Source organism: Streptomyces sp. NBC_00038 (assembly GCF_026343635.1).
In the GTDB taxonomy this organism is placed as follows: domain Bacteria; phylum Actinomycetota; class Actinomycetes; order Streptomycetales; family Streptomycetaceae; genus Streptomyces.
This window is the reverse complement of record NZ_JAPELQ010000002.1, coordinates 165264-178217: the sequence shown is the minus strand read 5'-3', so window position 1 is coordinate 178217 and position 12954 is coordinate 165264. Positions and strand designations below refer to the sequence as shown.

Annotated in this window: 11 protein-coding genes and 1 pseudogene; 6 read left to right on the top strand and 6 right to left on the bottom strand. The window is 68.6% G+C overall.

Annotated features, from left to right (window positions below):
- Positions 1 to 187: 187 nt before the first annotated feature.
- A complete protein-coding gene (locus OG219_RS43935) occupies positions 188 to 1063 on the bottom strand; it encodes a helix-turn-helix transcriptional regulator (RefSeq protein WP_266836715.1) in 876 nt (291 codons plus the stop codon).
- Between the two features lie 193 nt (positions 1064 to 1256).
- On the opposite strand from OG219_RS43935, the gene OG219_RS43930 reads away from it, so the two are divergent.
- Positions 1257 to 2105 carry a helix-turn-helix transcriptional regulator gene (locus OG219_RS43930; RefSeq protein WP_266836714.1) on the top strand — a complete coding sequence of 283 codons (849 nt, stop codon included), beginning with the start codon at positions 1257 to 1259 and terminating at the stop codon, positions 2103 to 2105.
- 206 nt (positions 2106 to 2311) lie between these two features.
- Here the strand turns inward: OG219_RS43930 and OG219_RS43925 are convergent, their stop codons facing one another.
- The gene (locus tag OG219_RS43925; RefSeq protein WP_266836713.1) at positions 2312 to 2692 is read right to left on the bottom strand and encodes a RidA family protein; all 381 of its coding nucleotides are present in this window, start codon (positions 2690 to 2692) and stop codon (positions 2312 to 2314) included.
- 542 nt (positions 2693 to 3234) lie between these two features.
- Between OG219_RS43925 and OG219_RS43920 the strand changes: the two genes are divergently transcribed.
- The gene (locus tag OG219_RS43920) at positions 3235 to 3846 is read left to right on the top strand and encodes a DUF998 domain-containing protein (RefSeq protein ID WP_266836712.1); all 612 of its coding nucleotides are present in this window, start codon (positions 3235 to 3237) and stop codon (positions 3844 to 3846) included.
- 790 nt (positions 3847 to 4636) lie between these two features.
- On the opposite strand, the gene OG219_RS43915 is transcribed toward OG219_RS43920, so the two are convergent.
- The 3 genes from OG219_RS43915 to OG219_RS43905 all read right to left on the bottom strand — a co-directional run bounded on the left by OG219_RS43915 (position 4637) and on the right by OG219_RS43905 (position 6928).
- On the bottom strand, positions 4637 to 5125 hold the full coding sequence (locus tag OG219_RS43915; RefSeq protein ID WP_266837923.1) for a DUF4265 domain-containing protein: 489 nt from the start codon (positions 5123 to 5125) through the stop codon (positions 4637 to 4639).
- A gap of 241 nt (positions 5126 to 5366) precedes the next feature.
- A complete protein-coding gene (locus tag OG219_RS43910; RefSeq protein WP_266836711.1) occupies positions 5367 to 6512 on the bottom strand; it encodes an RNA polymerase sigma factor in 1146 nt (381 codons plus the stop codon).
- A gap of 8 nt (positions 6513 to 6520) precedes the next feature.
- Positions 6521 to 6928, bottom strand: a complete 408-nt coding sequence (locus tag OG219_RS43905; protein ID WP_266836710.1) for a YciI family protein — start codon at positions 6926 to 6928, stop codon at positions 6521 to 6523.
- Between the two features lie 278 nt (positions 6929 to 7206).
- On the opposite strand from OG219_RS43905, the gene OG219_RS43900 reads away from it, so the two are divergent.
- The 3 genes from OG219_RS43900 (at position 7207) to OG219_RS43890 (ending at position 11517) form a co-directional block, all read left to right on the top strand.
- A complete protein-coding gene (locus OG219_RS43900; RefSeq protein WP_266836709.1) occupies positions 7207 to 8541 on the top strand; it encodes a cytochrome P450 in 1335 nt (444 codons plus the stop codon).
- A 111-nt stretch (positions 8542 to 8652) separates the two neighbouring features.
- Positions 8653 to 9771, top strand: a complete 1119-nt coding sequence (locus tag OG219_RS43895; protein ID WP_266836701.1) for a DUF4037 domain-containing protein — start codon at positions 8653 to 8655, stop codon at positions 9769 to 9771.
- Positions 9772 to 10413: 642 nt separating this feature from the next.
- On the top strand, positions 10414 to 11517 hold the full coding sequence (locus OG219_RS43890; RefSeq protein WP_266836699.1) for a hypothetical protein: 1104 nt from the start codon (positions 10414 to 10416) through the stop codon (positions 11515 to 11517).
- A gap of 763 nt (positions 11518 to 12280) precedes the next feature.
- Here the strand turns inward: OG219_RS43890 and OG219_RS43885 are convergent.
- Positions 12281 to 12412, bottom strand: coding sequence for a hypothetical protein (locus OG219_RS43885; protein ID WP_266838002.1), 132 nt, complete (start codon positions 12410 to 12412; stop codon positions 12281 to 12283).
- Between OG219_RS43885 and OG219_RS43880 the strand changes: the two are divergent.
- A pseudogene (locus OG219_RS43880) lies at positions 12408 to 12563 on the top strand (IS256 family transposase); the annotation flags it as partial. The gene OG219_RS43885 and the pseudogene OG219_RS43880 overlap by 5 nt on opposite strands.
- Positions 12564 to 12954 lie beyond the last annotated feature (391 nt).

Below are 12954 nucleotides of genomic sequence, written 5' to 3'. Positions count from 1 at the left end.
AGCCGCATGGATAAGCGGGCAGGCAAGTGATCGAGGCTGCCGCACCCAAACACGCGGAATACGTACGGAAGCTTGGTTTCGATCCGCTGACAGCCGACGAAACGCATCTTTTCGGCGACCTCATGGACCGAATTCTGAATTCCGTCGAGAGGGATGCGCGGTAACAGCTCGCTTGTTCCGCCCGCGCTCAGGCGCCGTGGGCAGGATCCTGCTGGTGAGGTACCTCAGGCGCGCTGATGGAGCCCAGCAGCGCCAGGCCGTCGGCGGAGGGCGAGCCCGGCTCGGCCTGCAGGATGACGAGCTGCTGTCCCGGAGCGCTGCGGATGTTGAGAGCCTCGTGCCGCAACTCCAGGTCCCCCACGGCGGAGTGGTACATCTGCTTGACCTCGTAGGGCGGCACGCGGGTGTACTCGCGTGCCCACAGGGAGCGGAACTCGCCGCTGCGCACCGACAGTTCGCCGACGAGCTGCAGGATGCGGGGATCCTCGGGGGTGCTCGCGGCGGTCTGCTGAAGATCGGCGACCGCACGATTCTTGGCCCGCTCCGCGTTCCGGTAGAAGGTCTTCGCCGCGGGGTCCAGGAAGAGCATGCGCAGCACGTTGTCGTGCTGCGCGAAGTCGCGGTAGAGGGCATCGGCCAACGCGTTGGTCGCCAACAGGTCCTGGGCGTGGCCGATGATGAAGGCCGGCGTCCTGGTCCAGCTTTCGATCAGCTGCCGCAGGTGCGGGCGGACACGCTCGACCCGGAAGGGCGACTTCGTACGGCGGCCCGCAGGCCGGGCCAGCCGGAAGAGTTCACGCTTCTCCTCCTCGCCGAGTTGCAGCACACGGGCCATGCCCTCCAGTACCCGGAGTGAGGGGCTGAGTTCCCGGCCCTGCTCGAGCCGGCTGTAGTAGCTCAGGCTGACACCGGCGAGCGCCGCTACCTCGTCACGCCGCAAGCCCGGCACCCTTCGGCGGCCGGCGCTGGGCAGCCCTGCAGCCGCGGGGCTGAGCCGCTCCCTGCACGAGCGGAGGAACTGACCCAGCCCTTCAACTGGGTCAAGGCGCGTGTCGTAGTCCATGCTGCCGAGGCTAGGCGGAAAACGCCCGGAAAAGTTCTGCCGACAGTGGGTGCATTGCACCCAGGATTACGGCTCCCCGGGTGACGCAGGTGATCGACCGACGGCGCATCACGCTGTGTGAAGGGTGTGGAACCTGGTGCATTTGTGCACGACCGGACCTTCTCGTCGGCCGAAAAGCATCTAGTCTTGCCGCATGAGCAATGGGACCCCTTTGGGAGATTTCCTCCGGGCCCGCCGCGAGGCCCTCAAGCCCCAGGACGTCGGTCTGCCCGAATACGGCCGACGCCGGGTGCCCGGACTGCGCCGGGAGGAAGTCGCGATGCTCGCCGGAGTCAGCTCCGACTACTACATCAGGCTGGAGCAGGGGCGCGAGAACAGTCCGTCCCCCCAGGTACTGGAGGCCGTGGCACAGGCGCTGAAGCTGGACGCCGAAGCCTCCGACCACCTGAACCGCCTCTGCCTCGCCCCCTCGCAGCGCCCGCACGACAGGGGTGAGGCGGACGTCAGCCCCCAGTTGCTGCAGCTGATGGACGGCTGGGAACACACCCCGGCCTTCGTCCTCGGCCCTGCCCTCGACATCCTGGCGGGCAACTCCCTTGCCACGGCGCTCCATAGTGGATTCGAAGGGTTCGACAACCTCGCCCGCAACGTGTTCGTCGACCCGGCGGGGCGCGAGTTCTACCAGGAATGGGAGCGAGCAGCACATTCCTGCGTCGCCGAACTCAGGGCCGCCTACGGCCACGATCCCGAATCGGCCCGTATCGCCGAAGTGGTCGCCGAACTGTCCACGGACAGCGAAGAGTTCGCCGGGATCTGGCAACTGCACGACGTCAAGAGCAAGTCCCAGGAAGGCAAGCACCTCAAGCATCCCGAAGTCGGCGACCTGCACATCAACTTCGCCGCCTTCACCGTCAATGGCGCCCCACATCAGCAACTGGTGGTCTACCAAGCCGAACCGGCCAGCCCGACCGCGGCCGCCTTCGAGACGCTGAGGTCCATGGCCGCCGAGCCGAAGCAGGCCCAGGCGAACGCCGGCATGTAACTCAGGTCGAGACTGGCCCTCTCGCACCCAGGAAAACCGCGGCCTTCATAGCGGTGTGTCCGCCTGCCGACACTCAAGTCCGGTGAGGATGTCCAGGCACCGCTCGTGGCCGAACGCTTCGCCAACATCGAGTGCAGGGTTGCCGACAGGAGCCTCGTGACCCCCTACGGCCTCTTCCTGCTGGAGGCCGTCAGGGCGTGGAAGGCTCAGTCCGTGACGGCCACGAGGGCGATCGACACCAGGATCCCCGGCCGGTCGACACCCAGCTTGCTCACGCAGCGAGGTGGCCGCACGTCGGGGAAGAACTCGTCGAAGACCTCGATGACACCGTCGGCGTCATCCGGTCGCATGAGCAGGGTGTGGACCATGACGGCGTCGCTCAGTTCGGCGCCCCCGGCGCGCAGGATCGCCTGGCAGTTGAGCAACGACTGGCGGGTCTGCTCCCGGATCGTGGGCCCCGCGAGTTCACCGGTTGCCACGTCGACACCGACTGTTCCGGCAACGTAGATCGTGTTGCCGACCTTGACCGCCTGGCTGTAGCTGGGGTACTCCGGCGCTTCGGGGGTGGAGATGACCTTTCGGGGCATTGAGTGGGCTCCTGTCCGGTAGGTGTCTGCTCGGCTTGACCGCAATCCTCGGCCGCCGACCGCTCGAAGTTCCGCTCGACGGCGTGGTGTTGCTTGCGCTGCGCATCCAGGTCCGCCCGTGGCATCGGGTCGATCAGCTGCTTAAACGGTTCCAGCCGTGTCGGCCCGCCGGGTCCGGCGTGCCTGCGGTTTCTTCGCTTGCGCTGGCCACACCGCATCCATCGCGGCCTCGACCGCGCGGAAACCCACCCCGTGCCCGCGCATGGACACCCGATGTGACAACCTGCCCGGGCAACACGGCGTATCGCCGCGTACAGATCGACCGTTGACTTCGGTGGCACCCATCGCCCCCTCACAGGGCCGTGCACGTCGATGCTCCCACTGCGAGCACTGAGGTGTTGTCAGAACCCGCGGACACCTGCCCGCCGAATCCGGTCACCGCGACTTGCACCACCAGAGCGGGATGCCTCCGGAGCCGCTTGAGGGAATGGCGCGCGCCGCCGGGTGAAGGTCACAGCATGGCGTGAAAAGGTGGCCGAATCATGTCTAGTGCACTCTTCTTCGCGATCCTCGGCCTGGTCGGGCTCATCGGATATCTGGGCATCTTCGTCGCACTCCATGTGCTGCCGACGGGCTATCACCCCATCCGGCACGCCGTCAGTGACTATGCCGTGGGCCAGTACGGCTCGTTGTTCCGCGTCGGGCTGTTGGTGTCCTCGCTGGGCGTCTTGTTCCTGGCGATCGGGCTCACTCTCGACCCGGGCGCCCCGCCGCTGGCCGTGAGCCAGCTCGTCTTCCTCTACCTGGTGCCGGCCACGCGCCTGGGTATGGCCCTCTTCCGTACCGACCTTGAGGGCGAGAAACTCACCCGCACCGGACGCCTCCACTACCTTTTCGCCATCGCCGCCTTCGCGTTCACCTACGCGGCCATTTCCGGGATGACGCCCCGGCTGACATCAGTGTCGCCCTGGCAGTCCGCGGACGGGCTGCTGTCCGCTCTCCGATGGATCGCCCTGGTGTCGCTCGTGCTCCTGATCGTGACCCTGCTCCCGCGGCTGCGGACGATCTTCGGCCTGTTCGAGAGGGCCTTCCTCGTCAGTACCAACCTCTGGTTCGTCACCGTGGGAATCTGCCTCGCCATTAAGGCCGCCTGACTGACAGGCCCCGGAGGACCAGCGGGCGTGTTCACCGGTGCGTACGACGGTGAGCATCGCTCCGAGCGTCGGCTCCCCTCAACTCTCAGGCCAGATAGACACGTTGTCGTTGTGCACCCCCGGCCATCCGGGGAGCGCAGTTGGCGGGCGCTGCGTCATGACAGGCGTCCGCCTGCCTTCGTTGGGATCTTCGCGCCCAGCGGAGTTCTCTCGGGGTCAGCGGCCAAACCGTCCCGGGAGGCGGCATGTGGGCCGTGTTGGAGCAAGTGGCTGTAGCCGCTCCACAGATTTTCTTTACGTTGTCGGCCTCTTCGTGGCCATGATCCTTCTGGCGCTTGTCATCAGCCTGCGTCGGGCGGAGGCCTCCGAACGCCCGGAGATCATCAGGGCTCTCGCGGAGTTGATGGCGTTCTGGAAGAAGGGTTGAAGGCCGGCGCCAGGCGACGGAGTTGACGATCACTGTTGCGCGGAAGGCGGACAGCTGATCCCGACCAGTCCCGTAACTGTCCCCCCCGGTAGGCGGTCCGTGGGCAGCCCGTCTCTCTCGCGCGGCGAGTTGGGGGACTCCTGCCATGGGATTCTTGGGGAACCTTGGGGTCGGCACTGTTGTCGCTGGCAGGTGTCGCGCTCGGCGCGGGTGGGTCGATGTTCGGCCAGTATCTGGTGCCGCGCGCGAGTGCCCGGCAGCTCGAGACACAGGAGTTGGCCGCGCACCGCGCGGAGCTGAGGAACGTGACCCTGAAGTTCCTGAGCATCGTCTCGCTTCGAGATCAGAGGTAGAGAGGCAAGCTCAGGCGTTCCACCACTCGTCGGTGCCACACCCGACCTCGTAATGCCACCAACCTTCCGCTTGGCCCTGCGTCAGAAGGACCTTGATCCCGGCGAAGTCCGCGCCCGCCGGCACAGTGAAGGCCACCATGGGGAAGTCCTCACTGAAGACCTCGCCGCCAAGGTTGAATGCCGAAAGGCGCTGATGTACCGCCTGCGGACTGCGTCCTAGGGGGCCGGTGGGCACAGGCACCACACGGATCGTGCAGTTGCCGGTGGAACTGACCCGCCCGACGGCCCAGTGGAGGCCGTCGGAGTCGGTCCGGTACCGCACCACATCGCCTTCGGCCACCCCGTCCTGAAGGAAGGGGGCGTTCTGCACACTGGCCGTGTCATCACTGAGTCTCGTCGCCCACAGCCCCTCGGTGTCCTGCGGGAACCACCCCTCACGAGGGACAAACCGGAACCAGACCTTGATTTTCTCGACCGCGCTCTCCATGCCGGTCATCATGCGCCGACCGGCAACACTGCCCCGGCATCGGGTCCGAGTCGGGCGATCAAGCTGCCCGGCCTCGTCGTCGCGGACGTCCTCGGCCACCACGACAAGACCACCGGCCGCCTCATCCGAGACCGGCGGGACGCGGAGCCGATAGGCCATCGTGGGCGAGAGGCAGCTCTCCGGTCGCCCCGGTCTGTCGTATGTCCGCGGTCTTGCGGACTTCACCGCTCGCCCGGCGCGCGAGCGCGACGTGTCAGCGACATTCGCGGGCGTTGAGCCGGGCGGCCTGGCGCGTCAGGTGGTCGCGCTCGGCGAGGTTGGGTGCCTTCTGGGCCGCTTCGGCGTACAGCCGCGCCGCCGTGTCCAGGTCACCGTCGCGCTCGTGGAGGTACGCCGCCACCGCGGTGTGGCGGGGGAGCGAGACGTCCAGTGCGGCGAGTGCCGCCAAGCCGGCGCGCGGTCCGTCGGCCTCGCCGACGGCCACCGCGCGGTTGAGCCGGACGACCGGGCTGTCGGTGAGGCGCGCGAGCTCGTCGTACCACTCGACGATCTGCACCCAGTCGGTCTCCTCGGCGGCGAGCGCGTCGGCGTGGAGTGCCGCGATGGCGGCCTGGGCCTGGAACTCGCCCAGCCGGTCGCGGGCAAGGGCCGCCTGCAGGATCTCGACGCCCTCGGCGATCGACTTCGTGTCCCACCGGGAGCGGTCCTGCTCGGCGAGGGGCACCAGGCTGCCGTCGGGCGCGGTCCGGGCGGCGCGCCGGGCGTGATGGAGCAGCATGAGGGCGAGCAGCCCCGCCACCTCGGGGTGGTCGATGGCGGCCGCGAGCTGCCGGGTGAGCCGGATGGCCTCGGCCGCGAGGTCTACGTCGCCGGAGTAGCCCTCGTTGAAGACCAGGTAGAGGACGCGCAGCACGGTGGCGACGTCGCCGGGCTGATCGAACCGCACCCCGGAGACGGTGCGCTTGGCCCGGCTGATGCGCTGCGCCATGGTCGCCTCGGGCACCAGGTAGGCCTGGGCGATCTGGCGCGTGGTCAGCCCGCCGACGGCGCGCAGCGTGAGCGCGACCGCCGACGACGGCGTCAGCGACGGGTGGGCGCACAGGAAGTAGAGCTGGAGCGTGTCGTCCACCGCGGGCGCGGGACCGGGCGCCGGCTCCTCGTCGATACGATCCTCACGCCGGCGGCGCGCGGTGTCCGCCCGGGTCGCGTCGAGGAACTTGCGCCAGGCGGCGGTGACCAGCCAGCCCTTCGCATCCCGCGGAGGGTCGGCCGGCCACACGCGGACCGCCTCGACCAGGGCGTCCTGTACGGCATCCTCGGCCGCCGCGAAGTCTGCTCCGCGGCGGACGAGGATTCCGAGCACGCTCGGTGTGAGGCTCCGGAGAGCGAGCTCGTTCATCTGAGAGGTCACTCCGTGATGGTGGGCTGCACGCCATAGAACGGGCGCAGTTCCAGCCACTCGTGGATCGGCTTGCCACCCGCGCCGGGGGCGGCGGACAGTTCTCCGGCCAGCTCGACGGCGCGGTCGTACGTGTCGACATCGATCACCATCCAGCCGGCGATGAGGTCCTTGGTCTCGGCGAACGGTCCGTCGGTGACCGGCGGGCGGCCCTCGCCGTCGTACCGGACCCACGTTCCCTCGGGGGCGAGCGCCTGACCGTCGACGAACTCGCCGGTCTTCTCGAGCCGGTCCGCGAAGTCCTGCATGTACTGCATGTGGGCCGAGATCTCCTCCGGCGTCCACTGGTCCATCGGCACGTCGTTGGCCGGAGCCGGGGCGCCGCGGTAGTGCTTGAGAAGCAGGTACTTGGCCATGGTGTTTCTCCTCGGTACTGGTGCGACCCATTGTGGTCGCGTTCACTGCAGGGACGGAGCCGGCCACGGGTTCTCGACATCACCGTCCAAATATTTCTGTGCCTCTTGTGGATGCGCCCGTGTGAGCCTCTGTGAGCCGTCCCGCGGTGTCCGGTTCGCGGCGTGGCGCGAGGGCGGGGACGCGGAACCGACTGTCACCAGATGTGCCTGCTCCCGTACAGTCCGTGGTGCCGACGCTCCGTTACGGCCAAGCCCAGCGGTTGACCAGGAGAAGCAACATGGACACCGAAGCCGGTCCCGGCTCCCTTCCGTACCTTCCGGGAACGGGTCGGCCGATTCCCGAAGCCGAACCCGGGCTCGTGGAGCGGTGGCACTCGGGGGGAGGCGAACTGGTCGAGCTGCTGACCCAGGTACGCGAGGGGTTCGGCGGCATCGCCGCATTCCGCCTCGGGCCGGCCCCCACCGTTCTCGTCACCGACCCGCAGGCGGTCCAGCACGTACTCGCCCAGCACCCGGATCGGTACGTCAAGCGCTCGCACCGCGCCCGTGTGCTGCTCGGCGACGGCGTCCTCTGCGCTACCGGCGCGGCGTGGAAGCGGCAACGCCGCTTGTTGCAGTCCCAGTTCACCGTTACCGGGATGCGCCGCTACGAACAGAGGATCACCGGTGCTGCCCGGACCACCGCCGGGCGCTGGGCCGAGTACGCCCGCACCGGACAGACCCTCGATGTCGGGCAGGAGATGCGCCGCTTCGCCCTGGACGCCATCTGGCGCTCCCTCACCGGGCACCCCCTCGATGACGGGACCGAGCGCGAACTGGCCGCCGTGGCAGCCGTGGCGACCGCCCTTCCGACTCTGCCCGCGGATGTCACCGACGCCCAGGACGCCGTTGCCGCCGATCTCGCCCGAATCGATACGGTCGCGCGGCATGCCATCGAGGCCGCTCGCAGCGGGGCGGCAGGCCTCGACGGCCCCGGTCTGCTGCACGTCCTGATCGACGCCGCCACCGAGCGTCCCGAGTACACCGACCGGCTGATCCGCGACGAGCTGGTCACGTTGCTCGTGGCCGGGCACGAAACCACCGCCACCACCCTGACCTGGCTCTACTTGCTCCTCGACCGGAACCCCGCAGCCCGCGAACAAGCTCTCACCGCCGGTGTCGAAGGCTCACCGCAACGCCGCCAAGCCGTCCAGGCCCTGGTCCACGAGACGCTCCGGCTCTACCCGTCCGCCTGGATCCTGCCCCGCCACGCCACCGAGGACGACACCCTTGTCGGCTACGCCGTCGAGGCGGGCACCGACATCCTGGTCTGCCCGTACCTCACGCACCGCGATCCCGAACTGTGGCCGGACCCGGAGCACTTCGACCCCAGGCGCTTCACCACCCCGGACCGCCGACCCACCCACCCGGGCGCCTACTTCCCCTTCGGTATCGGTCCCCGAGCCTGCCTCGGTCTGCAATTCGCCCTCCGGGAATCGACCGTCCTGCTCGAACACCTGCTGCCGGCCCACTCCCTGGCCTTCTCCTCCACCCCCACGAAGGCGGTGTACGGCATCACCGTCCGCCCCGACGGCCCCACGCCCGCGACCCTGCGACTGCAGCCCCTCACCTGAAGCGGGTCGGCGGACGGGCAGCAACGTGCGGGGCGCTTGCGCCACTTGAGGATGCACAACGACGTGAAAGTACCTCGCACGATCATGTGCAGAACGGGAAGAGTCACGAGCATGAGCTCCACGAATATGCCAACTTTCATACCGGGTCTCGAACTCTCCCGCCGTTTCTACACAGATGCCGTACGCCCCCTCCTTGAGGAAGCCGCCCCCGGAATCCCGCATTCCGCCGCTCGTCTGGGGAGTGGTTCCGAGGTCCTCGGCTTCGACACCCCGCGCTCGGCGGACCACGAATGGGGCCCGCGCGTGCAGCTCTTCCTCCGTCGCCGGGACGTCTCACGGCACGGCGGGCGCATCAGGCACCTGCTCGCCGAACACCTCCCGAAGACCTTCGCGGGCTACCCCACCCACTTCGCGCCCACCGGCGACGGGGACATCCGCGTCATGGAAGCCACCGACGGACCGGTCCACCACCGCATCGAAGTCACCCATCGCGCCGCCTGGTTCACCGACGTCCTCGGCTTCGACCCGTCGCAGGGCATCACCCCGTCGGACTGGCTGGCCACCCCCACCCAGCTTCTCGGCGAGGTCACCGGCGGCGCTGTCTTCCACGACGGCTTGCACGAACTCGGTCCCCTACGTCACACCCTCCGCTGGTATCCGCACGACGTCTTCCTCCACGTCCTGGCTTGCCAGTGGCAGCGCATCTCCCAGGAAGAGGCGTTCGTCGGCCGCTGCGGGGAAGTGGGCGACGAACTCGGCTCAGCCGTCGTCGCCGCCCGCCTCGTCCGCGACCTGATGCGGCTGTGCCTCCTTATGGACCGCCGCTACCCGCCGTACGGGAAGTGGCTCGGCAGCGCCTTCGCCCGCACCCACGCAGCTCCCCGCCTCACACCCGTTCTCACCGCCGTCCTCGCGGCCCCGGACTGGCACACCCGCGAACGGCACCTTGCACACAGCTATGAGATCGTCGCCGGCGTACACAACCAGCTCCACCTGACCGACCGCGTCGACCCGGCAACGCGCCCCTACCACTCCAGACCCTTCCAGGTCCTACGCGCCGAGCGCTTCACCAAGGCCCTGACCGCCCGCATCACCGACCCCACCCTCCGCGACCTGCCGACAGTCGGCGCGGTGGACCAGTTCGTCGACAACACGGATGTGCTGACCCGGCCGGAAACCACGCGTGCGGTCAGCGACTTGATGAGGAAGCCGCTGCCGGAACGGCTGTGACCGAGGCCGTGCATGCCAGGCCCGGATGCCGAGCGCGGTGGCGAGGTCGGTCTTGCCGGTCCCCGGCGGCCCCCAGGGAGATCACGATCGCCTTCCCGACAACTACGTTCAGCGTCCCCCCCGTCCGCGATCACCGTCCACTTGACGGAATGTTGGAGGTGGAAGCCGAAGCCCATGGAGAGTGCAGGCAAGCGCATAGTGGCACTTCGTGCGGGTTCAAGACCTTGGCGTGGACGGGAACTTGAGATTCCTGCCCACGCGGTCGGCGCAACGTGCTGTACGTCACCGCTGACCAAGTCACCAGGCGATGGCCACGTCGGCGGTTGAGGCAAGCGCGGATGCCGCGCCGCGTCCGGCGGCACCGACGCCGGCCCGACGGTTCCACCCTCACCTTTTCGTCACGCGCAATACCTCCGTCGACGACACCGGCCCGCCCATCGGCGCCGACTCCGTCCGGCTGATGGAACTCGTCGGCCTGTCCGACGCCGCTCCTTGCTGACTTGGGCGACAGCCGACACTCGTCCGAGCTGGAGCTGATGCTCCACGCCGTGGCGGCACTCCGGCCGCGCGGTGGACGAAAAAACATGTTGGCCGGCTGCCGCCGAGGCGCGACGATGCCCCTGTTTCCCAAGCGGAGGAGATTTGCTCGTTTTCGTGTGTGCGGGGTGTGGCGCCAGACTGACCACCCGGCTGTCCCAAGTCGCCCTGCCGGTCCACGTCCATCAGAGGTACGGGAACGGGATTCAGCTCCCGGTGCTCATGGAGTCGGGCACGTTTGCCGTGGAGCCGGAGCCCTGGGGGCCGCCATGGCGGACGTGGGAGGAGACCGATCCGGGCGAGGCGGCGGCCCGCGGCATCTATGCGCCGGTCTACGCCCTGTCCGACGGCGCGCCCGGCGCGATCGTCATCGCGCCCGGAGATGCCCGCGGCACTGTGCTGATCCCAGAGAAGGGAGGCGGCGGTTGCTGCTGCGGCCTGGACGGGGCCGACGGCCCCAACATGGCCTGCGAGACGTGCGGCCTGCCTGTGGCGACCCGGATCGACGACTGCTCACTCTGGCAGGCTGTGTGGCTCGCCCCAAACGCCGTGCGCCGCCGCCTCGTCGGCAACGCCGCACCGCTCTCCTGGGCGGAACTGATGGCGGAGGGGAAGGGCACGCCCCCGTTCGAGCCGATCGCCACGTGGGGATCGCGGCTGGGGCTGAACCACTGGTGGTCCTGGAGTCCGCAGTGGGAGGCTGCTGCCGGCCGGGCGCTCGCCCACCTGCTGGCGGCCTCGGAAGGCCGACCGGTGACTGTCCCGGACGGACTGATAGCGGAAGTGTTCCAACGCGCCCTCGACGCCCTGCTGCCGGCAGGTCCGCCGGCGCGGTGCGCCGTCATAGCCGGACCGGGACGGGCCGTACCCGACACAGAGGCTGACATCCTCCTCGTGCCGACCCATCCGCAGACGGGGAAGACCTGGACCCCGGCAGGGCCGGCCGCCTCGGCATACCCGGTGCCGCTGCCGTTCGGGGTGTGGCTGTCGCTGGCCTTCCCCGAGCCGTACCTGCCCGTCCCCGCGTCGGGCGGCATGCCCGACGGCGTCCTGCGGGATGACCCGCCCGCGCCGCGCCCCCGTCACCTGTTCCGGGCCGACCCGGGAGCGTTCCAACACACCCTGGTCCGGCTACCAGTCGTCCACAGATTGTGGCTGCGCGAGATCCTCGAGAACCTCCCGCAGCACGTACGCGCCCGCCTCTTCTAGACACCTGGGAGAAGGCGCCGACACCCAATCTCCGACCTATCCGGTGACCGTGCTGCTGCAGGTGCAGATCGGGCGCAAGAACCCCGGCTACGTTGCTCCGGGCGCCCGTTGTCATGCGGGCACCCCGGCCTCGTGCATGACCACGGCCATCTCACCTGCGGGAAGGGAGGGTTGGCACTCGCGCTGGAGGTCAGTTCGGGCAGGGCGAGGGAATCGAGGAGCCGTGGGCGCGGCAGGCACGGGTCGTGGGCCGCCGCCTTGCGCGTCCACACGTCCGGGTCGTGGCAGAGCGGCTCAATCACATCGGGGCGGGCGGCGGGCGGCGCGGACTGCCCGTAGGAATTACGACCGCACGAACGACGCCAGGGATCAGATCACCGCCGGACCCCGGTCCGGCTTCAACGCCCACCTTTTCTTCAACCGGTTCAACGCCGAAATGGCCGGGTGGTGCGCCGACCCGTGCGACGAGGCCGCGTCAAGGGACCGGGTTCCTTGGCCGAATGGCGCTGCATCTGTCCAAGCCGTCATCATCGCCTACGAGGCAGGCATCGTGGGGACCGACCGGCCCCGATGACACGGCGGCAGCCGAGTGGCCTCACCCCGCCCGGATGGCTGTCTGCATCACCATGGCGCGAGCGTTCCTTGCCAGCAGGGCGACGGTGGCAGGCCTGCGCCAGAGCCGCATCCTCAACGAGGCGTCGAGCCCGGTGATTCACACGAACTCGAGTCGTTGCCGCCGGACTTGGAGCTCGTGGGTCCGCGGTCAGGCGGTTGGATCGCTGCTGAGCACAGTGGTCACCACGTCGAGGAAGCGGTCGAAGTCGAGGCCGGAAACGGTCCGGATGACGGGCAGGTCCTTCCGCCCGTGGTGCGCACGGCGCTCGACGACTGTCATGCGGCTGGTCGGCGCGGTGCTGACCGAGCAGAACGACGAATGGACCGAAGCCCGCCGCTACATGGGCCGGGAACTCCTGGCCAAGACCCGCCTCCACCCGATCGAGTCAGAAACAGAAGATCCCGCACTCCCGACCGAACTCACCGCATAGCCTCAAAACTGGATCACCGGTGGCCGTCAATACATGGCTCCAGCGGACGTGACCTCTGTCCGCCGACGGGCAACGCGGATATGCGATGCCAGTACCGGCTGTGTACTCGGGTAGCAGGTTGATTGTTGTGGGGACAGTTGCAAAGGGATCCTCTGGCAGAACCGTCCTGCATTCCGGAGGTCTGCTGGCCCAGGGGCTTGGATGCTTGAGAAGGAAGCCCGTACCCATCTGACCTGTCACCCCCCGCCAGTTCCGGGCAGGGCAAACGTCATGCCTGGCCGTGTGCCATCAGGGCTGTATGCGGCAACACCAATACGCCGCCCGGACCGGTGAAAGAGTTCGCTGACGACGGCGGGGCCGTAGAAGTCGCTGGTGTCGATGTGCCGGGTCG

Coding starts and splice junctions, on each gene's coding strand:
- OG219_RS43935 (WP_266836715.1), bottom strand. CDS start 1,063: ATGGACTACGACACGCGCCTTGACCCAGTTGAAGGGCTGGGTCAGTTC.
- OG219_RS43930 (WP_266836714.1), top strand. CDS start 1,257: ATGAGCAATGGGACCCCTTTGGGAGATTTCCTCCGGGCCCGCCGCGAG.
- OG219_RS43925 (WP_266836713.1), bottom strand. CDS start 2,692: ATGCCCCGAAAGGTCATCTCCACCCCCGAAGCGCCGGAGTACCCCAGC.
- OG219_RS43920 (WP_266836712.1), top strand. CDS start 3,235: ATGTCTAGTGCACTCTTCTTCGCGATCCTCGGCCTGGTCGGGCTCATC.
- OG219_RS43915 (WP_266837923.1), bottom strand. CDS start 5,125: ATGATGACCGGCATGGAGAGCGCGGTCGAGAAAATCAAGGTCTGGTTC.
- OG219_RS43910 (WP_266836711.1), bottom strand. CDS start 6,512: ATGAACGAGCTCGCTCTCCGGAGCCTCACACCGAGCGTGCTCGGAATC.
- OG219_RS43905 (WP_266836710.1), bottom strand. CDS start 6,928: ATGGCCAAGTACCTGCTTCTCAAGCACTACCGCGGCGCCCCGGCTCCG.
- OG219_RS43900 (WP_266836709.1), top strand. CDS start 7,207: ATGGACACCGAAGCCGGTCCCGGCTCCCTTCCGTACCTTCCGGGAACG.
- OG219_RS43895 (WP_266836701.1), top strand. CDS start 8,653: ATGAGCTCCACGAATATGCCAACTTTCATACCGGGTCTCGAACTCTCC.
- OG219_RS43885 (WP_266838002.1), bottom strand. CDS start 12,412: ATGACAGTCGTCGAGCGCCGTGCGCACCACGGGCGGAAGGACCTGCCC.